At 69.4% G+C, this 23,611-nt stretch carries 22 protein-coding genes; 8 read left to right on the top strand and 14 right to left on the bottom strand.

The window, feature by feature from the left end; all coding sequences use genetic code 11:
- The 6 genes from BLT59_RS18455 to BLT59_RS18430 form a co-directional block, all read right to left on the bottom strand.
- Positions 1-903 carry a tetratricopeptide repeat protein gene (locus BLT59_RS18455; RefSeq protein ID WP_091783455.1) on the bottom strand — a complete coding sequence of 301 codons (903 nt, stop codon included), beginning with the start codon at positions 901-903 and terminating at the stop codon, positions 1-3.
- Positions 890-2,620: a dihydroxy-acid dehydratase gene (gene ilvD, locus BLT59_RS18450; protein ID WP_091783452.1), complete on the bottom strand. Its 1,731-nt coding sequence runs from the start codon at positions 2,618-2,620 to the stop codon at positions 890-892. Before ilvD ends, BLT59_RS18455 begins: the two co-directional genes overlap by 14 nt.
- 958 nt (positions 2,621-3,578) lie before the next feature.
- The gene (locus BLT59_RS18445; RefSeq protein WP_091783449.1) at positions 3,579-4,439 is read right to left on the bottom strand and encodes a transglutaminase-like domain-containing protein; all 861 of its coding nucleotides are present in this window, start codon (positions 4,437-4,439) and stop codon (positions 3,579-3,581) included.
- Between the two features lie 70 nt (positions 4,440-4,509).
- Positions 4,510-5,103, bottom strand: coding sequence for a LutC/YkgG family protein (locus BLT59_RS18440; protein ID WP_091783446.1), 594 nt, complete (start codon positions 5,101-5,103; stop codon positions 4,510-4,512).
- Positions 5,100-6,671, bottom strand: a complete 1,572-nt coding sequence (locus BLT59_RS18435) for a lactate utilization protein B (RefSeq protein WP_091783444.1) — start codon at positions 6,669-6,671, stop codon at positions 5,100-5,102. The genes BLT59_RS18440 and BLT59_RS18435 overlap by 4 nt, the downstream gene beginning before the upstream one ends.
- The gene (locus tag BLT59_RS18430) at positions 6,668-7,411 is read right to left on the bottom strand and encodes a (Fe-S)-binding protein (protein WP_091783439.1); all 744 of its coding nucleotides are present in this window, start codon (positions 7,409-7,411) and stop codon (positions 6,668-6,670) included. Before BLT59_RS18430 ends, BLT59_RS18435 begins: the two co-directional genes overlap by 4 nt.
- 324 nt (positions 7,412-7,735) lie before the next feature.
- Between BLT59_RS18430 and BLT59_RS18425 the strand changes: the two genes are divergently transcribed.
- Positions 7,736-8,128 carry a DUF2267 domain-containing protein gene (locus BLT59_RS18425; protein ID WP_091783692.1) on the top strand — a complete coding sequence of 131 codons (393 nt, stop codon included), beginning with the start codon at positions 7,736-7,738 and terminating at the stop codon, positions 8,126-8,128.
- A 174-nt stretch (positions 8,129-8,302) separates the two neighbouring features.
- On the top strand, positions 8,303-8,521 hold the full coding sequence (locus BLT59_RS18420) for a hypothetical protein (protein WP_091783435.1): 219 nt from the start codon (positions 8,303-8,305) through the stop codon (positions 8,519-8,521).
- 22 nt (positions 8,522-8,543) lie between these two features.
- Here BLT59_RS18420 and BLT59_RS18415 read toward each other — a convergent pair whose 3' ends face one another.
- Both BLT59_RS18415 and BLT59_RS18410 read right to left on the bottom strand, forming a co-directional pair.
- Complete coding sequence (locus tag BLT59_RS18415) at positions 8,544-9,437, bottom strand: hypothetical protein (RefSeq protein WP_091783429.1); 894 nt, start codon at positions 9,435-9,437, stop codon at positions 8,544-8,546.
- 84 nt (positions 9,438-9,521) lie between these two features.
- Complete coding sequence (locus tag BLT59_RS18410; protein WP_091783426.1) at positions 9,522-11,591, bottom strand: M3 family metallopeptidase; 2,070 nt, start codon at positions 11,589-11,591, stop codon at positions 9,522-9,524.
- A gap of 220 nt (positions 11,592-11,811) precedes the next feature.
- On the opposite strand from BLT59_RS18410, the gene BLT59_RS18405 reads away from it, so the two are divergent.
- The 3 genes from BLT59_RS18405 (at position 11,812) to BLT59_RS18395 (ending at position 14,573) form a co-directional block, all read left to right on the top strand.
- Positions 11,812-12,726 carry an extensin family protein gene (locus BLT59_RS18405; protein ID WP_244514047.1) on the top strand — a complete coding sequence of 305 codons (915 nt, stop codon included), beginning with the start codon at positions 11,812-11,814 and terminating at the stop codon, positions 12,724-12,726.
- A 64-nt stretch (positions 12,727-12,790) separates the two neighbouring features.
- The gene (locus BLT59_RS18400; protein WP_175544056.1) at positions 12,791-13,915 is read left to right on the top strand and encodes a L,D-transpeptidase family protein; all 1,125 of its coding nucleotides are present in this window, start codon (positions 12,791-12,793) and stop codon (positions 13,913-13,915) included.
- Positions 13,916-14,183: 268 nt separating this feature from the next.
- Complete coding sequence (locus BLT59_RS18395) at positions 14,184-14,573, top strand: response regulator (RefSeq protein ID WP_091783420.1); 390 nt, start codon at positions 14,184-14,186, stop codon at positions 14,571-14,573.
- A gap of 57 nt (positions 14,574-14,630) precedes the next feature.
- Here BLT59_RS18395 and BLT59_RS18390 read toward each other — a convergent pair whose 3' ends face one another.
- Both BLT59_RS18390 and rsmI read right to left on the bottom strand, forming a co-directional pair.
- Positions 14,631-15,020: a YraN family protein gene (locus BLT59_RS18390; RefSeq protein WP_091783413.1), complete on the bottom strand. Its 390-nt coding sequence runs from the start codon at positions 15,018-15,020 to the stop codon at positions 14,631-14,633.
- Positions 15,017-15,988 (bottom strand): 16S rRNA (cytidine(1402)-2'-O)-methyltransferase, encoded by a 972-nt coding sequence (rsmI, locus tag BLT59_RS18385; protein WP_091783411.1) that lies wholly within the window; start codon positions 15,986-15,988, stop codon positions 15,017-15,019. The genes BLT59_RS18390 and rsmI overlap by 4 nt, the downstream gene beginning before the upstream one ends.
- A gap of 134 nt (positions 15,989-16,122) precedes the next feature.
- Here rsmI and BLT59_RS18380 point away from each other — a divergent pair, with 134 nt between their 5' ends.
- The gene (locus BLT59_RS18380) at positions 16,123-17,388 is read left to right on the top strand and encodes a penicillin-binding protein activator (RefSeq protein WP_091783409.1); all 1,266 of its coding nucleotides are present in this window, start codon (positions 16,123-16,125) and stop codon (positions 17,386-17,388) included.
- On the opposite strand, the gene hemW is transcribed toward BLT59_RS18380, so the two are convergent.
- Genes hemW through rph form a run of 3 tightly spaced genes read right to left on the bottom strand, consistent with a single transcriptional unit; the run spans position 17,389 to position 19,942 of the window.
- Positions 17,389-18,564 (bottom strand): radical SAM family heme chaperone HemW, encoded by a 1,176-nt coding sequence (gene hemW / locus BLT59_RS18375; protein ID WP_175544055.1) that lies wholly within the window; start codon positions 18,562-18,564, stop codon positions 17,389-17,391. It lies immediately after the preceding gene.
- 38 nt (positions 18,565-18,602) lie between these two features.
- Positions 18,603-19,232 carry an RdgB/HAM1 family non-canonical purine NTP pyrophosphatase gene (rdgB, locus tag BLT59_RS18370; protein ID WP_091783406.1) on the bottom strand — a complete coding sequence of 210 codons (630 nt, stop codon included), beginning with the start codon at positions 19,230-19,232 and terminating at the stop codon, positions 18,603-18,605.
- Positions 19,229-19,942, bottom strand: coding sequence for a ribonuclease PH (gene rph / locus BLT59_RS18365; RefSeq protein ID WP_091783403.1), 714 nt, complete (start codon positions 19,940-19,942; stop codon positions 19,229-19,231). The genes rdgB and rph overlap by 4 nt, the downstream gene beginning before the upstream one ends.
- Positions 19,943-20,109: 167 nt before the next feature.
- Between rph and hrcA the strand changes: the two genes are divergently transcribed.
- Positions 20,110-21,165, top strand: coding sequence for a heat-inducible transcriptional repressor HrcA (hrcA, locus tag BLT59_RS18360; protein WP_091783683.1), 1,056 nt, complete (start codon positions 20,110-20,112; stop codon positions 21,163-21,165).
- A gap of 54 nt (positions 21,166-21,219) precedes the next feature.
- Here hrcA and BLT59_RS18355 read toward each other — a convergent pair whose 3' ends face one another.
- On the bottom strand, positions 21,220-21,981 hold the full coding sequence (locus BLT59_RS18355) for a DUF1236 domain-containing protein (protein WP_091783399.1): 762 nt from the start codon (positions 21,979-21,981) through the stop codon (positions 21,220-21,222).
- A gap of 237 nt (positions 21,982-22,218) precedes the next feature.
- Between BLT59_RS18355 and BLT59_RS18350 the strand changes: the two genes are divergently transcribed.
- Positions 22,219-23,583, top strand: a complete 1,365-nt coding sequence (locus tag BLT59_RS18350; protein ID WP_091783396.1) for an MFS family transporter — start codon at positions 22,219-22,221, stop codon at positions 23,581-23,583.
- The last annotated feature ends 28 nt before the right edge of the window (positions 23,584-23,611 follow it).

The raw sequence follows: 23,611 nt of genomic DNA, 5'->3' as shown, positions 1-23,611 counted from the left end.
TCAGCGCCGCTTGCGGATCGAGCCCACCGTCTGGAGCTGGGTCTGCGCCTCGGCGCGGTCGTCCTCGCTCGCGGCAGCCCAGTTCTTCTCGTAGAGCGCCACGATCCAGTCGTCCTTGCGGCTTTCGGCCCCTTCCCGCGCGAGGGAGAGCCACATCAGGCCCCTCACGCGCTGGATCGGGATGCCGCCGAGGCCGTTGACCAGCATGTCGCCGAGCAGCGCCTGGGCCGGATGGTGGCCCTTCTCCGCGGCGAGATTGAACCAGCGCGCGGCCTGCCGCGGATCGGCCTCGACGCCGGTGCCGTCGAGGTAGAGCCGGGCGAGATTGTACTGCGCGTTGGGGTCGCCGTAATAGGACGCCGCATAGTTGAACATGTCGTAGGCGCGCTCGGGATTGGGGCGCACGTAGGTGCCCTTGATCCCCTCCAGGAAGTAGGTGCCCAGGGCCGTGAAGGCGCTGCCCAGAACCGCCGAGTTCTGCGGATCGGGCCCGTCATCGGTGCTGGCATCGGCGATCCGGGAGAAGAACTCGAACGCCTTCAGGTCGTCGTGGGGCACGCCGTCGCCGTCGGCGTACATCCGGCCGAGCTTCCACAGAGCCAAGGCGTGGCCCTGGCCGGCCGCATATTCGAGGGCGCGGGCGGCGCCCTGCTTGTCGCCGGCATTGTACTCCCGCATGCCGGCCCGGAGCGCGTCCTTGGCCGAGCGGTAGCTCTTGTCGGCCACCGGCACCTGGACGGGCGTGCGGACATTCGCGTCGAGCGCGCGCGACGTGTCGGCCGGCAGCGCGAGCAGAACGAGCGCCCAGGCCGCGACGGCGATCCGGCCTGCCGACCGGAACCGACCGGGATCGGCCCCGGCCGGCGTCCCGCGCCGGCTGAGGTCAGTCCTAGACGTCCGCATAGCTCTGCGTCTCCTTGGCACCTCCCGGATGGGTGACGGCGCCGTAAAGGGCCGGTCCGACGCCCTGCGCGTATTTCCAGAGATAGCCCGACGTCGCGGTGTTCGGCCGCGCCGTCCAGGCCTTCCGCCGCTCGGCCAATTCCGCGTCCGACAGGGCGACGCTGAGCGTGCCCTGGATCGCGTCGAGGGTGATGACGTCGCCGTCGCGGAGCAGCCCGATCGGGCCGCCCACGGCCGCCTCGGGCCCGACATGCCCGACGCAGAAGCCGCGGGTCGCGCCGGAGAAGCGCCCGTCGGTGATGAGCGCGACCTTGTCGCCCATGCCCTGGCCGTAGAGGGCAGCGGTGGTGGACAGCATCTCGCGCATCCCGGGGCCGCCGCGCGGGCCCTCGTAGCGGATGACCAGAACTTCGCCTTCCTTGTAGGTGCGCGACTGCACGGCCTCGAAGCAGGCCTCCTCGCCGTCGAACACGCGGGCCGGGCCGGTGAAGACCTGCTTGTCCGCGGGCATGCCCGCGACCTTCACGATCGCGCCCTCGGGGGCGAGATTGCCCTTGAGGCCGACGACGCCGCCCGTGGGGGTGATCGGCTTGTTGGCCGGGTAGACCACGTCCTGGTCCGGGTTCCAGGTCACCCGGTCCATGTTCTCCGCGATGGTCCGGCCGGTCACCGTCATGCAGTCGCCGTGCATGAAGCCGTGGTCGAGGAGCGTCTTCATCAGCAGCGGGATGCCGCCGACCTCGAACATGTCCTTGGCGACGTAGCGCCCGCCCGGCTTCAGGTCGGCGATGTAGGGTGTCCGCCGGAAGATCTCGGCGACGTCGAACAGCGTGAACTCGATGCCGCATTCATGCGCGATCGCCGGCAGATGCAGCGCCGCATTGGTCGAGCCGCCGGACGCGGCTACCACGGTGGCGGCATTCTCCAGCGCCTTGCGGGTGACGATGTCGCGCGGGCGGATCTGCTTGCCCAGCAACTCCATGACCTTCTCGCCGGCAGTGGCGCAGAACTTGTCGCGGATCTCGTAGGGCGCCGGGGCGCCGGCCGAATAGGGCAGCGCGAGGCCGATGGCCTCGGAGACGGTCGCCATGGTGTTGGCGGTGAACTGCGCGCCGCAGGCGCCGGCCGACGGGCAGGCGACCTGCTCCAGCTCATCGAGATCCTCGAGGCTCATGTCGCCGACCGCGACCTTGCCGACAGCCTCGAACAGGTCCTGGACGGTCACCGGCTTGCCGCGGAACGAGCCCGGCAGGATCGAGCCGCCATAGATGAAGATCGACGGCACATTGAGGCGCACCATCGCCATCATCATCCCGGGCAGCGACTTGTCGCAGCCGGCGAGGCCCACCAGGGCATCATAGGCATGGCCGCGCATGGTCAGCTCGACCGAATCGGCGATGACCTCGCGCGAGGGCAGCGACGCGCGCATGCCGCCATGGCCCATGGCGATGCCGTCGGTGACCGTGATGGTGCAGAACTCGCGCGGGGTCCCGCTGGCGGCGGCGACACCCTTCTTCACCGCCTGCGCCTGGCGCATCAGCGAGATGTTGCAGGGCGCCGCTTCGTTCCAGCAGGAGGCGACACCCACCAGCGGCTGATGGATCTGCTCACGGGTGAGGCCCATGGCATAGAGATAGGAGCGGTGCGGGGCGCGGTCGGGCCCCTCCGTGACGTGGCGGCTCGGCAGCTTCGACTTGTCGCTCAAACGCGTCACCATGACTTCAGACCAAGCCTACGCACAGCCGATCCCGAGAGTGCGTCGAACCGCGGCGCGTCGCCATTCGCGAAGCGCCGGGCAATCCGTCCGCGTGCTCGGGAAGACCTCGTTTCCGAACGGTAAATCGTTGTCGAAATTGCCGTTTACCGCGGATCTTGAGGTGGGCCCGGACTATGGCGGGATCGCGGCGTTTACGGGCAGGTCTCGGGGCGGAGCAGGGATCGTTTTACGGTGTTGCGACCCCGCCACAGCCACGCTTATGGCGATTTCGGCCCCGGCGATAAGGTAAAGGACATTCGCGTCCGTGCCGCCGGCTGTTTCGCCCGGACGCAACTTGTCTTCAGTCCAGGGAACGATCTGTGCGGCGAAAATCGGCCCCCGGCCGCGATCCGGTCTCGAGGACATGTGGCCATCACTTCCACAAGGCAGAGGCCGCGCCGAAAATAATTCGTCAGGATCGGGGAACGACCCTGCGCGTGGCGTACGAGACCGCGCCGGATCACGGCTCTGCTTCATAATCTCTGAACGCGTCGTCGCGCGGAGACGCAGCGAAGGGCGTCCGGTTTTGACGAAGAGGCCGTGTTGAAACAGTCCAGGCGCGTGCCCCTGCCGCCGCGCGGGTCGGGCGCCACGCGGACTGCAATCTCGCGGTCCGGATCGGGAGAATCCCACGATCTCCCTTCCGCAGGGATGCATCGCCACCGCATCACCCCGCCGTGCCCGGGACGCGCAGCCTGGCCGTTCGGGTCCGGCCTCGCCTCCGGCGCATCGGAACAGTTGCCCGTCATGGGGCGCCGAACGTATCGCGGAAACGAAACGTCCCACATCGTCGGCTCTCGGCTCTTCGGGGGACCGGGCTATGCGGGCCTTACCAGAGGCCAACCCGACGATTGCGAGCCCATCGAGCGTCTGCGGGGATCACAGGATCAGCGGATGGTGCGATCCAGGGCGGGGGCGTTCACGCTGCTCCGGCATGCGGCGCCGGGATCTCGGTCGAGATCGCGTCCACGGTGCGCGGCATCGGGCTGCCCTGCCCATCCGCGCGCTGGATCCGCACCTGCTGATTTACCGGCTGCATGTTGCCGAAGGGCGTCGAGAAGGCGATCTCGGCGGCGTCGCGGCCGACGCCGATCCGGACCAACCCGTCGAGATCAGCCTGCCGGGTGGCGTCGAACAGCCACCAGCGTCCGTCGAGATAGGCTTCGAACACCGCGTGGAAGTCGCTCGGGACGAGGCCGTGGGCGTAGCAGCTCACGAACCGGGCCGGAATGCCGAGCGCCCGGCAGAAGGCCGCGCCGATATGCGCGAAGTCGCGGCACACGCCGGCGCGCTTCAGCAGCGACTCGTCGGCGGTGGTCTCGCCGTCGCTGGTGCCGGGCTGGTAGGCAATGTGGTCGTGGATCCAGTTGCAGATCTGGTTCACGCGGGCATAGCCCTTGGGGAGCGCGCCGAACTCGGCCAGCGCGAACGGCGTCAGCCGGTCGGAGGATACGAACCGGCTCGGCAGCAGGAAGGGCAGGATGTCGAGGGGCAATTGCCCGATCGGCGTCTCGTTGATGGTCTCCGGGTCGGCCCTGTGCACCGTCAGGTCGACCTCGGCATTGTATTCCAGCGCGAACTGACCCGTCGGCACATTGACCGCGAGATAGCGGTTCTGGAGATCGGGGGTGGTGTAGCGGTCGCGCTTCAGATCCGGCGTGAGGACCAGGCTTTCGCTCAGGATCTCGACGCTCTTCAGCTTCGCCACCTCCAGATTGAAAATGAAGGTGGTGTCCGACAGGATGTTGTAGGACAGGCTGCAACCGAGAGTGTAGCGCATCGGATCTCCTCGCCGGATAACGGCCCATCCGCCATCCAAGCAAGGGGCGCGCCTGATCGCCGGTTCCGGATCAGGCGCTTCGCGGCAGCATAAGCACCGTCAGCGAGCGCACCCCCTGCGCGCCGTGGATCAGGACGCCCTCGATGTCGGCGGTGGCCGACGGCCCGGTGTGCAGCACCGCGTAGGCCGAGCGGCCGAATTCCGGCCGGCGATAGGCCGCCTGGACGTTCGGCACGATATCGGCCGGGTCGAGCAGCACGACGAGGTGCTGCGCCAGATAGGCGACCGCGTTGACGATCAGCTGACCTTCCGTGAACAGAACCGAGCCCGTCTCGGCGATGCCGAAGACTGCGCGGACCAGAGCCACGTCCACATCCTCGACCTCCTGCGGATAGCGCACGCTCCGCAGGTCACGGTTGCCGGTCAGTTCGGGAACCGCCGAGGCGATCACCGTTGCGGCGTCGAGCCTCTCGCGCACCCCGGCGAAGACGTCGTCGGTCCCGGGCTCCGCGACGCGGCCGCCCATGCGCTTCAGCCGCTCGCCGAACTCGGCCACGAGGTCGTCGCCGACGAGCGGCGTGAACAGCGGGACCTCCGGCAGCGGGAAGTCGCCGGTCGGCCGGTTCCGGCGGATGCCGGTCAGGATCGCGTCGCGGGCGCTCATCGACCCGTGTCCTTCATGCGGTTCTGCTTGTACCAGGCATGGAAGGTCTGGCGTGGCGCCTCCGGCATCTCGCGCTTCTTACCCCAGGTGTTGAGCGGGTTGTAGACCGCGAAGCGCGGCAGGACCTTGAGGGCGGAATCCGCCGCACCGATCGCGGCCCGGTAGGCAGCCGGGCGCGACAGGACCGCGCCCGCGGCCTTCATCATGCCCTGCTTGAGCGCCGGGATCTGGTGCTCCTCGACCAGTACCTTGCGCCACGCGAAGATCTGCTCGTGGATGTTGATCTTCACTGGGCAGACGTTGGTACACGAGCCGTTCATCGTCGAAGAGAACGGCAGCGTCGAGTATTTCCGCTTGTTGAAGGTGGGATCGATGATCAGCCCGATCGGCCCGGAATAGGTCGCTCCGTAGGAGAGACCGCCCGAGCGCCGGTAGACCGGGCAGGTGTTCATGCAGGCGCCGCAGCGGATGCATTTCAGGGAGGTCCAGAACTCCTCCATGCCGAGCCGTTCCGAGCGGCCATTGTCGACCAGCACCATGTGCATTTCCGTGCCCTTGCGGGGCGCGCGGAAATGCGACGTGTACTGGGTGATCGGCGAGCCGAGCGCCGAGCGCGACAGCAGGCGAATGAAGACGCCGAGATGCTCGACCTTCGGGATGATCTTCTCGATGCCGATGGAGTGGATCTGCAGCGGCGGCACGTTGCCGGAGAGATCCGCATTGCCCTCGTTGGTGCAGGTGACGACCGAGCCGGTCTCCGCAATGGCGAAGTTGCACCCGGTCATGCCGGCATCCGCCTTCAGGATGTAGGGCCGCGTCGTCTCCCGCTGGCTCTCGGCGAGGTAATGGGCGTCGTCGTTGTCGGGGTCGGTGCCGAGCGTCTTGGCGAAGACCTCGGCCACGTCCATCCGGGTCTTGTGGACGGCGGGGGCGACGACGTGGCTGGGCTCCTCGTTGTCGAGCTGCTGGATTCGCTCACCTAGATCCGTCTCGATGACCTCGATGCCGTTGGCCGCCATGTGGTGGCGGAAGCCGCATTCCTCGGTGAGCATCGACTTCGACTTCACCAGCGTCTTGGCGCCGTGGCTCCGCAGGATCTCCAGCACGATGCGGTTGTGGTCGGCGCCGTCCTTAGCCCAGTGAACGTGCACGCCATTCGCCTTCGCGGCCGCCTCGAACTGCTCGAGGTAGCGGTCGAGGTGGCTGAGCGTGTGCGTCTTGATCTGCGAGGCGAGTTCCCGCAGTTCCTCCCATTCGGGTATCCCGTGGGCGGAGGCGTCGCGCTTCTTGCGCAGGTCCCACAGGCGCTCGTCATGGGCCGCTTGGTGAAGCGGCGCGGCGAGGAAGCGCTCGGCGGCCTCGGCCTGGTTGATCGGGCGGTCGCCCCGGGTCTTCGCCCCGCGGGGCTGCGGCTCGCGGACCTTCGGCGCCCGGATCGGCTTGGAGGCGGCCTCTGCGTGCTGGAGGCGGCCGCCGTCCTGGGAGCGCTCGCTCTCGTCGCTGCGGGCGCGGACTTCCGGATGGATGACGCCTTCGCGCTCGCGGGGATTGAGGTCCTCGACGCTCATGCGGCGGCTCCGTTCAGCACCTGCGCGATGTGGATGTATTTGAGCGGCAGGCCCAGGCGCTCGGCGCAGCCCTTCTGGTGCATCAGGCAGGAGGAATCCGCCGAGACGACGTATTCGGCCCCCGCCCGGTTCTGATCCGCGACCTTGTCGTAGCCCATCTTGGCCGAGACCGCGGGCTCGAACACCGAGAAGGTGCCGCCGAAGCCGCAGCACTCGTCCGGCCGCGCGAGATCGACGAGCTCAACCCCTTTCACGAGGCGCAGCAGGTCGAGGGGCTTCGAGTAATAGGGCTTCACCAACTCCGTGGGCCGCGCATGATGGATGCCGCGCAGGGCATTGCAGTTGGTGTGATAGGCGACCTTGTGGGGGAAATTTGCCCAGGGCAGCGCCTCGACCTTCAGAACGTCGTGCAGGAACTCGACCAGCTCGTAGGTGCTGGCGCGGACGTGGCGCACCGCATCGGTCTGGGGTATCGCGGTCAGATGCTCGCGCACCTGATGAACGCAGGAGCCTGACGGCGCCACGACGTAGTCGAAGCCGGAAAAGTTCTTGACGAACAGCGCCTCGGTCGCGGCCGCCTCGGCGTGACAGCCGGTGTTGGTCATGGGCTGGCCGCAGCAGGTCTGATCGAACGGATACTCCACCGTGCAGCCCAGACGCTCGAGCAGCTCGAGGGTGGCGATCCCGACCTCCGGCTCGAAGGCGTCGACGTAGCACGGCACGAACAGGCCGACCCGCATGGTTCGACAACTCCCTGGATCACCCGCGCGCGCGGCCTGGAACGGTTCAAGACTGACGGGGTCTACCGGATGGGGCAGGCCTTGGCGAGGTCGCGCGCTGCGGCACCGTGCCCGCTGTAACGCGACACCGCGCGAAGACCGTTCGCGCCTCCGCTTCGTGCTGAATCCGCACACATCCGGCTCATCGGCGCCTGCACCGCAGCGCGGCCTCCGGCAGCCCCTGCGCGAAGCCGGGGAGTTTTCCTGGGAAGCCGAGCCGCACGCTTGATTTCCGACGCCCCAGAGTCGAAGGACGTCTGGAAGCGTTCCGAAGAGATCATCACCATGGAAGAACTGCTCGCCCGCGTCACCGCACGCACGGGGCTCGACGCCGCGACCGCTCAGACCGCCATCGGGCACATCCTCGCCTTCCTGCAGAAGGAAGGGCCGGAGGCCGAGGTCGGTCAGCTGCTGGCCGCGCTCCCGGGCTCCGAGGCTCTGATTGCCGAGTCGAATGCCGGCGAGAGCGGCGGTGGCGGCCTCATGGGCATGCTCGGCGGCATGATGGGCGGCGGCGGCGTGATGGCGCTGGGCCAGAAGCTGATGTCGGCCGGCGTGCCGATGGGTCAGATGCAGCCCCTCGGCCAGGAGCTGTTCGCCTTCGGCCGTGAGAAAGTCGGCGAGGACGCGATGGGTCCGATCATCGGCTCGATCCCGGGGCTGAACCAGTTCGTCTGACCCGCAATCCGTGTGCGCGGCCGCACTGCATTCGGGTGTCGCCTGGACGAAGGTAAAAAAGAGGTTTCGGAGCGAAAGCTTGACGGAACCTGTCCACGCGATCCCCGTTATTGGGGATGTGGTCCGGATCGACGCCTTTGGCAGTGTCCGGTACCACACTCAAGCAGGCCGGCCATGCCCGTCTTCGAATCCAAGAACCTGGACAGCGCGTTCGAAGGGCAAGCGCTGCTCGCTGCGATCCTTCATCCGACCCGCGCAGCGCAGACCCGCGCGCTGAGGCACGGGCGCAGGCGTGCCGAGCGCGCCGCCGCGCTGGCTGACCCGATGACGATCGAGCCGCGATTCCCGATCGCGCCCGGCGAGCTGGCGCCGACCGGCTTCACGAGCCGCTGAGAGGAGCGCGTCGCGCGCCCGCCTACCAGGGCTGCGGCGTGACCAGCCCCTGGCGCGTCACCACCACCCATTCCCGCCCGTGCCGCTCGACGCCTTCCACGCGTCCGACCCCCGGCAGGATGTCGCCGGGCGCCACCTCCACCAGGCGGCGGCGGCGGTTCTCGAGGATCGCCGTCCCCTCGTAGACGTCCCGCAGGGCCCAGCCGTCGATGACCGGCGGCTTGTCGGTGGCGGCCGGTTTCGGCTTGGCCTCGCTCACCTTGGCGTCCGCCACCTTGACCTCGGGCTTCGCCTCGACGCTGCGCGGGGCCTCGCCGATGCTTCCCGTCTGGGTCGGCTCGACCTTGGCGGCAACCGGAACGGCAGCCGCCCGGCGCTCGAGCTGCGCGGCGAGGCCGGCAAGCCGGGCGTTGTGGTCGCGCTCGACCTGTTCGAGGCGCTCACCGAGGGCCCCGGTCTTGGCGTTGAGGTTCTTGTCGACCTGCGCGAGCCGGTCACCGAGGGCGCTCGTGCGGGTGGCAGCCTCCTTCCGGGCGGCGTCGGTCGAGGCGCGCAGGTCGGCCAGGACGGTGTGGAGCTGCGCGATGTCGGTGGCGAGCCGCACGGTCTCGGTCCGGCCGGCATCGAGCGTCGTTTCGAGGGCCGCGATCGCGTCAGGCCGTACGGCGCCCGGGCGGGAGAGCGCCATCACACCCCCGCCCAGCAGAGCGCCGATGGCCAGGGCCGCGCCCGGAATCGCGAGCCGCTGCGGATCGAGGCGCGGCAGGAACGGACGCGCGAAGCCCTTCAAAGGGAGGGACCAAGCGGCCTCGGTCGCCGCCGGCAGGGCGTCCGCCTTGCCGGTGACCGCCGCCTTGAGCAGTTCGGCCGGCGAGACGCCCTGAGAAACGGCCTGCTTCGCCTCGATCTTCGTCATCGCCCCGAACTCCGCATGCGGCCTCACGCTGCAAGCGTTCGTTAAGGACGTTTGTTTACGAAACCCTTACCGCACGATCGCCGCTCAGGCTGCCAGGCCGCGCTTCTTCAGGAGCGGCGCGATGCTGGGCAGGCGCCCGCGGAAGGCCGTGTAGGCCTCACGCGGATCGCGCAGGTTGCCGGCGCCGTACACGAAGGTCCGCAGGCGCTTTGCCGTCTCCGGATCGAAGATGTCGCCCGCCTCACGGAACGCATCGAACGCGTCCGCGTCGAGGACTTCCGACCAGAGATAGCTGTAGTACCCGGCCGCGTAACCGTCCCCCGAGAAGATGTGGGCGAAATGCGGCGTCCGGTGCCGCATGCTGATCTCGGCCGGCATGCTGATGCGCCGCAGGGCCTCGGCCTCGAAGGCCGGGACGTCGAGCCCGCCCTCCCCCTCCGCCGAGAGGTGCAGGGTCATGTCGACGATCGCGGAGGCGGTGTACTCGACCGTGGCGAAACCCTGGTTGAAGGTCCGCGCGGCGAGCAGCTTCTTCAGCAGGGCGTCCGGCATGGGCTCGCCGGTCCGGTGATGGCGCGCATGGGCGCGCAGGACCTCCGGCTGCTCGAGCCAATGCTCGTAGAGCTGCGACGGCAGTTCGACGAAGTCGCGCGACACCGCCGTGCCGGACAGGATCGGGTAGGTCACGTCCGACAGCAGCCCGTGCAGGGCGTGGCCGAATTCGTGGAACAGGGTGCGGGCATCGTCGAAGGACAGCAGCGTGCTCTCGCCGTCCGGTGCCTTAGCGAAGTTCATCACGTTGACGATGATCGGCGTGATCGGACCGTTCAGGCGCTCCTGCGAGCGGAAGGCGCTCATCCAGGCGCCGGAGCGCTTCGACGCACGGGCGAAGTAATCCCCGAGGAAGAGGCCGACCTCGGACCCGTCGGGGTTGCCGACCCGCCAGACCCGGACGTCCGGATGGTAGCGCGGGACGTCGGCCAGTTCCGTGAAGGTCAGACCGAACAGCCGGGAGGCCGTGTCGAACGCCGCCTGGATCATGCGCTCGAGGGGCAGGTACGCCTTGATCTCACTCTCGTCGAGGTCGTGCTCGGCGCGCCGCACCTTCTCGGCATAGTGCCGCCAATCGTGCGCCTGGAGGGCGAAGTTGTGCCCCTCGGCCTGGACCATCGCCTGGAGCCGGTCCCGCTCCTCGGCCGCCCGCGCATGGGCCGGCGTCCAGACGTCGCGCAGCAACCCGGTCGCCGCGTCGGGGCTCGCCGCCATCGTGTCGTCGAGGGCGAAATGGGCGAAGCTCTCGAATCCGAGCAGCCGCGCCCGCTCGGCGCGCAGACGGATGATCTCGGCGATGATCGCGCGGTTGTCGGTCTCGCCGCCGTTCTCGCCGCGCCGCGTCCAGGCCGCGTAGGCGCGCTCGCGCAGGTCGCGCCGGGTCGAGAAGACCAGGAAGGGCTCGATCAGAGAGCGCGACAGGGTGATGACATGACCGTCGAGGCCGCGCTCCTTCGCGGCGCTCTCCGCGGCGGCCCGCAGGAACGGAGGCAGGCCGGCCAGATCCTCCTCGCCCTGAAGCGGCAGCGTGAAGCTGCTCTCGTCGGCCAGGAGATTCTGGCTGAAGCGGGTGCCGAGTTCCGACATGCGTGCCGCGATCTCGGCGATGCGGGCCTTGTCGTCGGATCCGAGATCCGCACCCGAGCGGCGAAAGCGGATCCGGTACCGGTCGAGGACCCGGCGCTCCTCCGGACCCAGTCCGTCGGCCTCGATCGCCGAGATCCGTGCCCAGAGTTCGGGGTTGAGGTAGATGGCGCTGCCATGCCGGGCGAGCTTCGGCCCGATTTCCCGCTCGATGGCCTGCAATTCCGGGTTCGTGTGGCTGCCGGTCAGATTGTAGAACACGCCGGCGACGCGCTCGAGGGCCTGGCCGGCGCGTTCCATCGCCGCCACGGTGTTGTCGAAGGTGGCCGGCGTGGTCTGGTTCGCGATGGCCCGGATTTCGGAATCGTGGGCGGCGAGCGCCGCCTCGAAGGCCGGCCGGTAGTGCTCGGGTCGGATCCGCTCGAAGGGCGGAAGGCCGTGCGGGGTGCTCCACTGCGCCTCGCGGAAGGGATTGTCCTGCGGCAGGCTCGGGAGCCCGGCATCAGCTGCGTCCGACATGCGGTCCTCAAAACTCCGTCCACGCGACGGGGCGACTGGGCTGCCCCGCCGGGACACCGACATGGGATCTGCCGGCGCGCTGCGAAAGACAGTGGCTCGATCGGCGCGCGCGTCAACCGGACGGGGACTGATCCGAATGGCATCTCGCTCGTTGTAGAGGCCAACGCCCACGCTTAGAGGCTCCATGCCGGGACGCTGCCAGTCGCTTCTCCGACCGTCGATGATGCTCGCGGGCGGAACCCTCGCCGTGGGGCTCGCCCTGCTTCCGGCGACGCCGGCCCGCGCCGTGGAGGCGCCGGCATCCGCGGTGCCGACGCCCCCGCCCCTGCCGCCCGAGCGCCCTGAGGCGCTGAAGCCGCCCGTTGCCGAGCCGGCATCTCCGACGCCGCCGGCGAGGCCCGCGGAGCTGAAGCCGGTGGTCCCGGAGCCGATCAGGGAGCCGGTGAAGGACGTCATCCGGGACAAGCCGTCCGAACCCGCGAAGGATTCCCCGAAGGAAACCGCGAAGCCCGAGATCCCCTCGCCGCCGCCTTCACCGCCGGAGCGGCCACCGGAATTGTCCGGATCGGCGGCCCTGGCCCTCAAGGTCACGCCGCCGGATGACACCGCCTGCCGGACGCGTCTGAAGCGTCTCGGCGTCGATTTCGAGCCTTTGCCGCCCATCGCGGAGGGGCAATGCACAGCGCCGCTGCCGCTCAAGGTGACGAAATTGGCAGACGGGGTCACGCTGCCGCAAGGTGCGACGCTGACCTGCCGGACCGCCGAGGCCCTGGCCCGCTGGGCCACCGAGGTGCAGGTGGAGGCCGAGCGGACGCTGAAGCATCCCCTGACCGGTCTGGAACTCGGCGGCTCCTATGTCTGCCGCGGGCAGAACCACGATGTCGATGCCAAGCTGAGCGAGCACGCCTTCGCCAATGCGGCCGACATCATGGCTTTCACCTTCGGCGGCCGCGCGAGCATCGCCGTCAAGGCGCTGCCGGAAGGCTCCGATGACGCGCAGTTCCTGAGGACGGTACGCATGAAGGCCTGCGGCTTTTTCCGCACCGTGCTGGGTCCGGGCTCGAACGCCGCCCACGCCAACCATCTCCACTTCGACGAGCGCGAGCGCAGCGGTGGCCATCGGCTGTGCGAATAGTGTTGCGTGGAACGTTCCGGCCGGCTCGGCATTCTTCGGCACGGGAGCGCGTCCGCTCCCGGGAATGACGACGTCGATGATCCCGACATCCTGGCGGCCGGCTTGCGTGGCTCTCCTTACGACCTGCCTCGCCGCGCAAGGCGCGGCGGCGCGGTCCGAGAAGCGCCAGAAGACCGAAACCGCGCAGACGCCGGCTTTGACCGCCGATGCGGTGAACGCCGCCGCTCTGGCGCCGCAGGACGGCGGGACGACCGACGGGGCCAAGTCGAGCAAGAAGGCGCGGAAGGCCAAGACATCCGACGAAAAACCTGATCCCTTGATCGTCAAGGCACAGGTGCTGCTCGACCGCGCGCATTTCTATCCCGGCGCAATCGACGGCCGGAAGGGCGACAATTATCGGCGCGCCCTGTCGGCCTTCGCGGTGTCCCAAGGGCTTCCCGCAACCCAGGACCTGACGCCGGAACTCTGGGACAAGCTGCAGGCGACCAGCGATAAGCCCGCCGTCACGGAGTACACGCTGACCGAGGCCGATGCTGCGGGTCCCTATGTCGAGCGGATCCCGCCCAAGATGGAGGAGCAGGCCGAACTCAAGACGCTGGGATATACCAACCCCCGCGAGATGCTGGCGGAGCGCTTCCACATGAGCCGCGACCTCGTCGGCGCGCTCAATCCGGACAAGCCGCTCGACAAGGCCGGCACGACCATCGCCGTGGCGGCCGTGGACCCGATGACCACCGACAAGCCGAAGGGCAAGGACCTGCCCGGGGAACCGAAGGTCGAGCGCATCGAAGTCGACAAGACGAGCCGCGACGTCCGTGCGTTCGGAGCCGACGGGAAGCTCGTGGCGTACTATCCCGCCTCGATCGGCAGTTCCGAGAAGCCTGCGCCGAGCGGCGAAACGAAGGTGAAGGGCGTCGCCTTCAATCCCGACTACACCTACAACCCGAAATACGGGTTCAAAGGCGTGAAAGCGCAGCACAAGTTTACGATCCAATCCGGCCCCAACAACCCGGTGGGCCTGGTCTGGATCGACCTGGCAATTCCGAGCTACGGGATCCACGGAACGCCGGAACCCGAGAAGGTCGGGAAGACCGAGTCCCATGGCTGCATCCGCCTGACCAACTGGAATGCCCGCGACCTGGCCGCGCATGTGACGCGGGGCGCAAAGGTCAGTTTCAAGGACGATTGACCGGCGGCTGTGCCGGTCTCCAGCCCTTGTGGCGAGAGCCACACGTACAAAAATGTATCATCGGTTAACATAGCGCCCGGTCTGAGGGTCGGAACGAGCCGGGAACGCTTGACACATTGCCCATTACGGGCGACGCCTCAGGTTGTCTCGCGGGCCGACCTTCGAGCCGCGTTCATGCACCCGGACGCTGCTCTTGCGGTGCGCAAGCCTGACCAACCGCACGGCAAATGCCCTGGCGACGGGGCATTCGAAGGGAAGACGGCCCGGCGTGATTGCTGATCCCAACGATGACGTTCTCAACGGCGTCCGCGTTCTCGTCGTCGAGGACGAGGCTGCGATCTCGATGCTGCTCGAGGACATGCTCCTCGATTTCGGCTGTGCCGTGGTCGGGCCGGCCGCGCGGCTCTCCTCGGCGCTCGAGATGGCCTCGCAGGAGACCTTCGAGGTCGCCATTCTTGACGTGAACGTGGCGGGCGAACCGATCTACCCGGTAGCCGAAGCCATCGCCAAGCGCGATCTGCCGCTCGTGTTCTCGACCGGCTATGGCGGGGCGGGCATTCGCGAACCGTTCCGGGACAGACCCGTGGTCCAGAAGCCGTTCAGCCAGGCCGATCTCAAGCGCACGCTGATCGGTGCGATCCGGGCAGCCCGCGCCTAAGGCGCGCATGGCCGTTCGGGACGGGTGAAGCGGGCATCCCCGCGCCGGGGCCGCCGGTTAAAGCCCTTCGATCGTGAAGATCTGCTCGACATGGGCCGGCCATTCGCGGGCCCCGACGAACACGGCGTCGGCGCGGAACGTCGCTCCGGAGCACCACCCGTTGCGCCCGATCCACGCGCGGACCGCCCGGGAGAACCGCCGCCGCTTGGCGGCATTGATGGCGTCCCGCGCGTCGTCGCGCTTCGCCCGCGCCTTTACCTCCACGAACACGATGGTGTTCCAGCGCTGGACGACGAGATCGATCTCGCCGCCGGCTATGCTCACACGTCGGCCGATCGGCCAGTAGCCCTTGAGCATCAGCGCGGCCAGCGCCAGCCACTCGGCGTAGTGGCCCCGCCGATAGGCCGCACGGCGCCGCGCGGTGCGGTCTGGCAGAGCGCCGTTCATCCCTGTTCACGCGCGAGCGCCAGCGCCCGCGCGTAGACCTGACGCCGGGGCTGCCCGGTCTCGTCGGCGACGAGGCTGGCGGCGTCCTTGATCGAGTGCCGCTCGAGCGCCCCCAGGATGAGCGCATCGAGTGCGGCATCCGAATCCGCATTCCGCTCCGGCGCCGTCGCCGCACCGATGATCACCACGATCTCACCCTTCGGCGGTCCCTCCTGGGCGAAGCGCTCGCTCAGGCTGCCCAAGGTATCCCGCCGGATGGTTTCGTAGAGCTTGGTCAGCTCGCGGGTCACGGCGGCCGGGCGTTCCGGGCCGAGCACCGCCGCGGCGTCCGCCAGCATGTCGGGCAGGCGATGCGGCGACTCGAACAGGACCAGCGTGCCCGGGACCTGAATCAGCGCTTCCAGGCGGTTGCGCCGGGCTCCGGCTTTCTGCGGCAGGAAGCCTTCGAAGAAGAAGCGGTCGGTCGGAAGACCCGCGGCGACCAGGGCCGTCATCACCGCCGACGGCCCCGGCACCGGCGTGATCGCGATCCCGGCTTCGATGGCGGCCTGGACAAGCTTGTAGCCAGGATCCGAGACCAGCGGCGTGCCCGCATCCGAGACGAGGGCCAGGGCTTCGCCGGCGCGCAGCCGCGTGACCATCCGCTCGCGCACGGCCTCGTTGGAATGCTCGTGATAGGCCAGCAGCGGTGTCGTGATCCCGTAATGCGCCAGAAGGTTGCGGGTGACGCGGGTGTCCTCGGCCAGAACTGCATCCGCGGCCGCCAGAGTGGCCAAGGCCCGGATGGTGATGTCGCGCAGATTCCCGATCGGGGTCGCCACGATGTGCAGGCCCGGCGACAGCGCTTCGGCTTCGCTCGCCAGCCCGAAGGCCGTGAACGTGGTGCTGCGCGGTCGATCGGGGGCGAGCTTCTGGGACGGCGCGCGGGTCGAGGCGGCGGGCCCCGGGTCATCGAATCGTCGGGTCATGTCCGGCGATCTTGCCACACCCGCCGGCTCTCGTCGCGGTGAGGCCGCCCGACCGGGGGCAAGTCGGTGCCCTCACGTTTACTTTTGGAAATCCGGCCGTCAGGCTGGAGGGCCTGCCCGAAGGAGTCCGCGCCATGGCGCGTCCGACAAGCGCGCGGGACCGTCTCGTGCGCGTCACCGCCTCGACTGCCGCGCTCTGCGCCATCCTGCTGCCGCTGGGCGGCTGTCTGGGCACCGACCTCGCCCGGCGCGTGACGGCGCCGCAGGCCGAGCTGACGCCGCCGGCGGCCGTGCCGGAGGCGCCGGGCCCCGCGCCCGCGGCGCCGACGATGCCGGCCGCGGGCGGCACCGCGCGCATCGGCTCCGGTTCGGTGAAGGTTGCCCTCGTGCTGCCGCTGACCGGCCAGGGCTCGACGGTGGGCGCGGCCCTGCGCAACGCGGCGCAGCTCGCCTACGACGAGGCGCAGCAGCCGGATCTGACGATCCTGGTCGAGGACGATCGGGGCAGCCCGGACGGGGCCCGGGACGCGACCCAGGAGGCGCTGCGTCAGGGTGCCGAGATCGTGCTCGGCCCCCTCTTCGCCGGCAGCGTCCAGGCAGCGGCGGTCGTGGCGCGGACCGCCGGCAAGCCGGTGATCGGTTTCTCGACGGATGTGACCGTGGCGAACCGGGGGGTCTACCTGTTGAGCTTCCTGCCGCAGCCGGAGGTCGACCGCGTCGTCGAGGATTCCGTGTCCGGCGGAAAGCGGTCCTTCGCGGCGCTGATTCCAGAGACCGCCTACGGCAACGCCGTTGAGGCGGAGTTCCGCGAGGCCGTTGCGCGCAAGGGTGCGCGGATCGCCGCCGTGGAACGCTATCCTGCCGGTGCGCCCGGGCCCGCGGTGGAGCGGCTGTCGCGTGTCATTGCCGGCCCCGGCGCCACCGCCGACGCGCTGTTCATCCCGGAGACCGCCGAGTCCCTGCCGGCCGTTGCGGCCGCGCTGACCAAGGCGGGGTTCTCACCGGCCCGGGTGCGCCCGATCGGCACCGCCCTCTGGAACGAGCCATCGCTGTTCGCCCTGCCCGCGCTGCAAGGTGGCCGCTTCGCCTCGCCCGACCGCGCGGGCTTCTCGAATTTCAGCGGCCGCTATCAGGCCCGGTTCGGCGGCGTGCCGCCGCGCGTGGCTTCCCTGGCCTACGATGCGGTGATGCTCGCCGCGGCCCTGTCCCGGCGCTACGGCTCGCAGCGCTTCGCGGAGGCCACCCTGACGAACGGGTCGGGCTTCGCCGGCATCGACGGCACCTTCCGCTTCCGACCGGACGGGCAGAGCGAGCGGTCCCTGGCCGTCTACGAGATCCGCAACAACGCGGCGACGCCGGTCAGCCCGGCGCCGCGGGTCCTCGCAAAGCCCGGGACCTGATCAGGCCGCGAGTTCGGCGACCAGCGCGTTGAGGACGGGGGCCCCGCGCGCCGTGGCGGCGATGCGGCCGCCGGGCAGCCGCTCCAGCAGGCCGTCGCCGATCAGCATGCCGATGCGGTTGCCGTTCAGCGCGCGCCCCTTGAGAGCAGCGTAGCGCTCCGGATCGATCCCTTCGCGGAGCCGGAGGCCCATGACCAGGAATTCGTCGGCCTGATCGGCGGCCGTCAGCGTTTCGGTCTCAACGACGCCGTGTCCCGCGCGCTCGACGCGGGCGAGCCACGCCTCGGGCGACCGCTCGGTGACCGTTCCGATGCGCGCCGAGGGCGTCACCAGCCGGCCGTGGGCCCCCGGGCCGATGCCGGCATATTCGCCGTAGCGCCAGTAGAGCAGGTTGTGCCGCGACTCCGCGCCGGGACGGGCATGGTTCGAGATTTCGTAGGCCGGCATCCCAGCCTTCGCGCAGAGATCCTGGGTGACGTCGTAGAGGGCGCGGCCGACCTCGTCGTCCGGCGTCACCAGCTTGCCGGCGGCGGCGAGCCCGTGGAACGGCGTCCCGGGCTCGATGGTGAGCTGGTAGAGCGAGAGATGCTCGGCCGCCCGCGCCAGCGCCGCGCCGAGCTCCGCGCGCCACAGGGCCGGCGTCTGCCCGGGCCGCGCGTAGATCAGGTCGAAGGAGGTCCGCGCGAAGGCCGATTGCGCCAGCTCGATCGCCTCCAGCGCCTGCGCGGCATCGTGCAGGCGTCCGAGGGTTCGCAGCGAGGCGTCGTCGAGCGCTTGGACGCCGAGGGAGACCCGGTTGACCCCGGCCGCGCGGTAGCCGTGGAAGCGGCCGGCCTCGACGCTCGACGGGTTGGCCTCGAGGGTCACCTCGGCGTCCGGCGCGACCGTCCAATGAGCGGCCACCGCGTCGAGCAGGCCGGCGACGGTGGCGGGCTGCATCAGCGACGGCGTGCCGCCGCCGAGGAAAATGCTGGTGACGGTCCGGCCGGGCGTGCGGGTGGCATTGTGGGCGATCTCCGCCCGGAAGGCCGCGAGGAAGCGCGGCTCGTCCACGCCCGCGTGGCGCACGTGGCTGTTGAAGTCGCAATACGGGCACTTCGCGGCGCAGAAGGGCCAGTGCAGGTAGATCCCGAAGCCCGCGTCGCGGGTCGGATGGTCCGGGCCGGTCGATGCCATGATGGCCGGGATGTGAGCGCCCGCGCGCCGTTTGGCAATCAGGAGCCGGGCGCGAGGCAGGCCCGGCTCAACTCGACGAAGGCCCGGGCCCGGTGCGACAGGCCCCGCCCCCGCTGCCAGTCGACGCCGTGTTTCTCCTCGGCGCTCATCTCGCCGAAGGTCCGGTCGTGGCCATCCGGCCGGAAGATCGGATCGTAACCGAAGCCCGCCGAGCCCCGCGGCGCGACAAGATCGCCGAACACCCGCCCCTCGAACAGCTCGGTATGGCCGTCCGGCCAGGCCAGAACCAGGGCCGACACGAAATGCGCCCGACGTTCGGTCGCGCTGCGCCTGTCGAGTTCGACGAAGATCCGGTCCATTGCGCCGGCGAAATCCTTGGTCGGACCGGCCCACCGGGCCGAGAAGATGCCTGGCGCCCCGTCGAGGCCGTCCACGCAGAGGCCCGAATCGTCCGCAAAGGCCGGAAGCCCGGTAGCGTTGGCCGCTGCCTGGGCCTTGATGGCGGCATTCTCGGCGAACATCGTGCCGGTCTCCTCGGGCTCCGGCAGGCCGAGTTCACCCGCCGACACCGCCTCGATCCCGAACGGCGCCAGAAGATCGCGCATCTCGGCGAGCTTGCCGGCATTGTGGGTGGCGATCACCACCTTCCCGGTGAGGCGGCGGCTCACGCGATGGCTTCCTTCTGGAGGGCGACCAAGCGCTCGGTGCCGGCGCGGGCGAGGCCCAGGAGTTCGAGGAGCTGCTCCTGAGTGAACGGTTCCATCTCGGCGGTGCCCTGCACCTCAACGATCCCGCCGCGGCCGGTGAGCACGAAGTTGGCGTCGGTCTCCGCGGCCGAATCCTCCGCGTAGTCGAGGTCGAGGACCGGCAGGCCCTTGTAGAGGCCGCAGGACACGGCGGCGACGTGGTCGCGGAGCGGATCGACCGAGATGATCGAGCGCGTCCGCATCCAGGCGAAGCAATCGTGGAGGGCCACCCAGGCGCCGGTGATCGCGGCCGTCCGGGTGCCCCCATCGGCCTGGATGACGTCGCAGTCGATCGTGATCTGGCGTTCGCCCATGGCCGGCAAGTTGGTGACGGCGCGCAGCGACCGGCCGATCAGCCGCTGGATCTCCTGTGTCCGACCCGACGGCTTCCCGGAACCGACCTCGCGGCGGGTGCGTTCGTGCGTCGCACGCGGGAGCATGGCATACTCGGCCGTGACCCAGCCCTTGCCGGAACCGCGCAGCCACGGGGGTGAACGCTCTTCCAGCGACGCTGTGCAGTGCACCCGGGTGTTGCCGAAACTGACGAGGCACGAGCCCTCGGCGTAGCGCGAGACCGCGCGCTCCAGGCTCACGGGCCGCAACTCGTCGGCGGCACGCTTGGAAGGCCGCATTGCGGGCCCCTTCTGTCGAGAGTGTCGAGGGCCGGGCTCTTAGGCCGACGCGCCAGCGCGGGCAAGCAGCGCCTGACGGATTGATCCGGGCGAGACGGTTGGACATGATCGCACCACAGGATGATTGCGTGACACACCCCGGTCCCAACCTCTCCAACGGCCAGTCCATGCAGGCCCTTGCCGCCCTCAACGAGCGTGCCCGGGAGATCTTTCGGCAGATCGTCGAGAGCTATCTCACGACCGGCGAGCCCATGGGGTCCCGGAATCTCGCCCGGATCCTCCCGATGGCGCTGTCGCCGGCCTCGATCCGGAACGTGATGGCGGATCTGGAGCATTCCGGCCTGATCTTCGCGCCGCACACCTCGGCCGGGCGCCTGCCGACCGAACTCGGATTGCGCTTCTTCGTCGACGCAATGCTCGAGCTCGGCGACGTCAGCCAGGACGAGCAGGCCCGCATCGAGGCGCAGATGCGCGCGGCAGCCTCGGGGCATACGTTCGACTCGGCTCTGGCCGAGGCCTCGACCATGCTGTCGGGGGTCTCGCGCGGGGCCGGCGTCGTCCTGACCACCAAGGCGAACGTGAACCTGAAGCACATCGAGTTCGTGCGTCTCGATCCCGCCCGCGCCCTCGTCATCCTCGTCTCGGACGATGGCTCGGTCGAGAATCGTCTCGTGGACCTGCCGCCGGGTCTGCCGGCGGGTGCCCTTCAGGAGGCCACGAACTTCCTGAACGCGCGGCTGCAGGGCCGAACCCTGGGCTCCCTGCGCGCCGAGATCGAGGCCGGCCGTAAGGCGATGAAGCGCGAACTCGATGCGATCACCGAGCGCCTGGTGGATGCCGGTCTCGCCACGCCGGTGGGACCGACCGAGGCGCGCCAGCTGATCGTGCGGGGTCAGGCCAACCTGCTCGACGACCTGCGCGCGGTGGAGGATCTCGAACGCATCCGCCTGCTGTTCAACGACCTGGAGACCCAGAAGGATGTCATCGACCTCCTGGCCCGCGCGGAGGGCGGCGAGGGCGTGCGGATCTTCATCGGCTCGGAGAACAAGCTGTTCTCGCTGTCGGGTTCGTCACTGATCGCGGCGCCGTTCCGCGACGGATCGCAGAAGATCGTGGGGGTCGTCGGGGTGATCGGCCCGACGCGGCTCAATTACGCGCGCATCGTGCCGATGGTCGACTACACGGCCCGCGTGGTGTCGAAGCTGCTGGATGGCGGGAGATAGGGGACGCCGGGCGGATGATCCGCCCGGTGCTCGTGGTTGGCCGCCGCCGGCCGATCAGGCCGGAATGACGTCGACAATCTCGTAGGTGTCGGGATCGATGATCACGATGTCGTCGCGCACGAGGATGAACTCGTAGCCCTCGTATTCCGGGACGAGGGTGACGATCGCGGGCGGAAGCCGATGCAGCGTCACCGAGCGCGGGATCGTGGTGCCGACTGCGAGGCCGAAGGCGACGTCCCGGATGGGCGAGACGCCCAGACGGGTGATCGAGCTGCGGAACTCGGTCCGCTGCCGGGTATCGAGCCGGCCGACGGCACCGCGGACTGCGCCGCCCTCGCGGGCGCCTGCGCGGCCGCCCCGCTCACCGGCCGGCCCGCGGCCGCCTCGATCGGAACCGGCGGCGTCGCGGTTGCCGCGCTCGCCACCGGCGCCTTGTTCGCGGGCCCCGGGATTGGCGGCCGTCCCGGCCCGATCCGACGGGCCGTTGCGCTCGGCTGCGCCACCAGGGCGCCCCGGACCTTCGGCACCGCGACCGGCCGGACCACCCGGCTCGGCGCCGCGCGGACCGCCCTCGGCCCCCCCGGCACCACGCATTGCGCCGCCCTCGGCGCCGCCGGCACCGCCCCGCATGCCGCCGCCCGGGCCTGCGCCCCCACCGGCCGGCCCGGCACCTGCACCGGCAGCCGCTCCGCCGGGACCGCCGGAGCCGCCACCTGGCCCGGCACCGCCGGCGCCCGGGCCGCCCTGTGCGAAGGCCGTCGCCGCTCCGGCCACGACGATAGCTGCCGCAACGGTGTCTCTCAGAATGCGCTTCATGGCCTCTCCTCCTGGACTTGCCGGAGCGCCAGCGACGCCCATGCCGGCCCGCAACGGGGCCTCGGGGCGAACCGTTCCGTCCCGCGGCGTCGTGGACGCACCGCAGTGACACGGTCCCGCGCTGTCCTCGGCTAAGTCCGATCACGGCCTTGCGATCAGGCGCGTCGCCTGTAACGTCGCGCCGCACGAAGAAGAGACCGGCCGCGGCCGGCATCAAGATTGATCGACGGAGACGCCATGTCCGCCTCGCGAGACGATACGATTGGTATCGCACCGAGCGCCCTCGATGACGCCGCAGACCGGAAGCGCCGCATCTGGGCGATCGTCGGCTCGTCCTCCGGCAACCTCGTCGAGTGGTACGACTTCTACTGCTACGCCTTCTTCGCGCTCTATTTCGCGCCGGCCTTCTTCCCCAAGGGCGATTCCACCAGCCAATTGCTCCAGACCGCCGGGATCTTCGCGGTCGGCTTCTTCATGCGCCCGATCGGCGGCTGGCTGTTCGGCCGCATCGCCGACCGCGTGGGGCGGCGGACCTCGATGGTCATCTCCGTCCTGATGATGTGCTTCGGCTCGCTGCTGATCGGCATCCTGCCGACCTACGAGCATGTCGGCACCCTGGCGCCCGTGCTGCTGCTGCTCGCCCGCATGCTGCAGGGCCTGTCCGTCGGCGGCGAGTACGGCACCTCGGCGACCTACATGAGCGAGGTGGCGATCAAGGGGAAACGCGGCTTCTTCGCCTCGTTCCAGTACGTCACGCTCATTGGCGGCCAGCTCCTCGCCTCGCTGGTCCTGGTCCTGCTCCAGACGGTCATGACCGGCCCGGAACTTACGGCCTGGGGCTGGCGCATCCCGTTCTTCATCGGTGCCGCGCTGGCGGTCGTCGCGCTCTATCTTCGGCGCTCGCTGGCCGAGACCAAGGATAGCAGCGACAAGGAAACCGCCGGCACCTTTTCCGAGCTGGCCAAGCACTGGCGCGCCTTCCTGGTGGTGGTGGCCTACACGGCCGGCGGCTCCCTGAGCTTCTATACCTTCACGACCTACATGCAGAAGTATCTGGTCAACACTGCGGGAATGCCGAAGACCTCGGCCTCGCAGGTGATGACCGTGGTGCTGTTCGTCTACATGGCGATCCAGCCGATTTTCGGCGCCCTGTCGGACAAGATCGGCCGCAAGGCCAACATGCTGCTCTACAGCGGCCTCGGCACGCTGATGGTGGTGCCGCTGATGACGGCGCTCGGCACCAACAAGGACCCCTATCTCGCCTTCGCGCTGATCACCCTCGGGCTCGCGGTGGTGTCGTTCTACACGGGCATCAGCGGCATCGTGAAGGCGGAGCTGTTCCCCACCAACATCCGCGCCCTCGGGGTCGGCCTCTCCTACGCCGTCGCCAACGCCACCTTCGGTGGCACCGCCGAGTTCGTGGCGCTGTGGTTCAAGGACAACGGCATGGAGAGCACGTTCTTCTGGTACGTGACCGTCCTGATGGCGATCGCCTTCGTGGCCTCGCTGATCATGCCGAACCCCAAGGTCCACGGCTATCTCGACGGCGCCGGTACCGTCGAGGAGGCTCTCGGTAAGAAGCCGCGCCTCGCCCATGCCTGATCGCTAGGCCGTCCTGCTGGACCGGCCG

Origin of the sequence: Methylobacterium sp. UNC378MF, from assembly GCF_900103195.1 — a bacterium.
Lineage (GTDB): Bacteria > Pseudomonadota > Alphaproteobacteria > Rhizobiales > Beijerinckiaceae > Methylobacterium.
The sequence above is the reverse complement of the archived record's forward strand: the minus strand, read 5'-3'. Positions and strand labels throughout refer to the sequence as shown.

Bases quoted from the DNA above. Each gene is read 5' to 3' on its own strand.
- BLT59_RS18455 (WP_091783455.1), bottom strand. From the start codon at position 903: ATGCGGACGTCTAGGACTGACCTCAGCCGGCGCGGGACGCCGGCCGGG.
- ilvD (WP_091783452.1), bottom strand. From the start codon at position 2,620: ATGGTGACGCGTTTGAGCGACAAGTCGAAGCTGCCGAGCCGCCACGTC.
- BLT59_RS18445 (WP_091783449.1), bottom strand. From the start codon at position 4,439: ATGCGCTACACTCTCGGTTGCAGCCTGTCCTACAACATCCTGTCGGAC.
- BLT59_RS18440 (WP_091783446.1), bottom strand. From the start codon at position 5,103: ATGAGCGCCCGCGACGCGATCCTGACCGGCATCCGCCGGAACCGGCCG.
- BLT59_RS18435 (WP_091783444.1), bottom strand. From the start codon at position 6,671: ATGAGCGTCGAGGACCTCAATCCCCGCGAGCGCGAAGGCGTCATCCAT.
- BLT59_RS18430 (WP_091783439.1), bottom strand. From the start codon at position 7,411: ATGCGGGTCGGCCTGTTCGTGCCGTGCTACGTCGACGCCTTCGAGCCG.
- BLT59_RS18425 (WP_091783692.1), top strand. From the start codon at position 7,736: ATGGAAGAACTGCTCGCCCGCGTCACCGCACGCACGGGGCTCGACGCC.
- BLT59_RS18420 (WP_091783435.1), top strand. From the start codon at position 8,303: ATGCCCGTCTTCGAATCCAAGAACCTGGACAGCGCGTTCGAAGGGCAA.
- BLT59_RS18415 (WP_091783429.1), bottom strand. From the start codon at position 9,437: ATGACGAAGATCGAGGCGAAGCAGGCCGTTTCTCAGGGCGTCTCGCCG.
- BLT59_RS18410 (WP_091783426.1), bottom strand. From the start codon at position 11,591: ATGTCGGACGCAGCTGATGCCGGGCTCCCGAGCCTGCCGCAGGACAAT.
- BLT59_RS18405 (WP_244514047.1), top strand. From the start codon at position 11,812: ATGATGCTCGCGGGCGGAACCCTCGCCGTGGGGCTCGCCCTGCTTCCG.
- BLT59_RS18400 (WP_175544056.1), top strand. From the start codon at position 12,791: ATGACGACGTCGATGATCCCGACATCCTGGCGGCCGGCTTGCGTGGCT.
- BLT59_RS18390 (WP_091783413.1), bottom strand. From the start codon at position 15,020: ATGAACGGCGCTCTGCCAGACCGCACCGCGCGGCGCCGTGCGGCCTAT.
- rsmI (WP_091783411.1), bottom strand. From the start codon at position 15,988: ATGACCCGACGATTCGATGACCCGGGGCCCGCCGCCTCGACCCGCGCG.
- BLT59_RS18380 (WP_091783409.1), top strand. From the start codon at position 16,123: ATGGCGCGTCCGACAAGCGCGCGGGACCGTCTCGTGCGCGTCACCGCC.
- hemW (WP_175544055.1), bottom strand. From the start codon at position 18,564: ATGGCATCGACCGGCCCGGACCATCCGACCCGCGACGCGGGCTTCGGG.
- rph (WP_091783403.1), bottom strand. From the start codon at position 19,942: ATGCGGCCTTCCAAGCGTGCCGCCGACGAGTTGCGGCCCGTGAGCCTG.
- hrcA (WP_091783683.1), top strand. From the start codon at position 20,110: ATGCAGGCCCTTGCCGCCCTCAACGAGCGTGCCCGGGAGATCTTTCGG.
- BLT59_RS18355 (WP_091783399.1), bottom strand. From the start codon at position 21,981: ATGAAGCGCATTCTGAGAGACACCGTTGCGGCAGCTATCGTCGTGGCC.
- BLT59_RS18350 (WP_091783396.1), top strand. From the start codon at position 22,219: ATGTCCGCCTCGCGAGACGATACGATTGGTATCGCACCGAGCGCCCTC.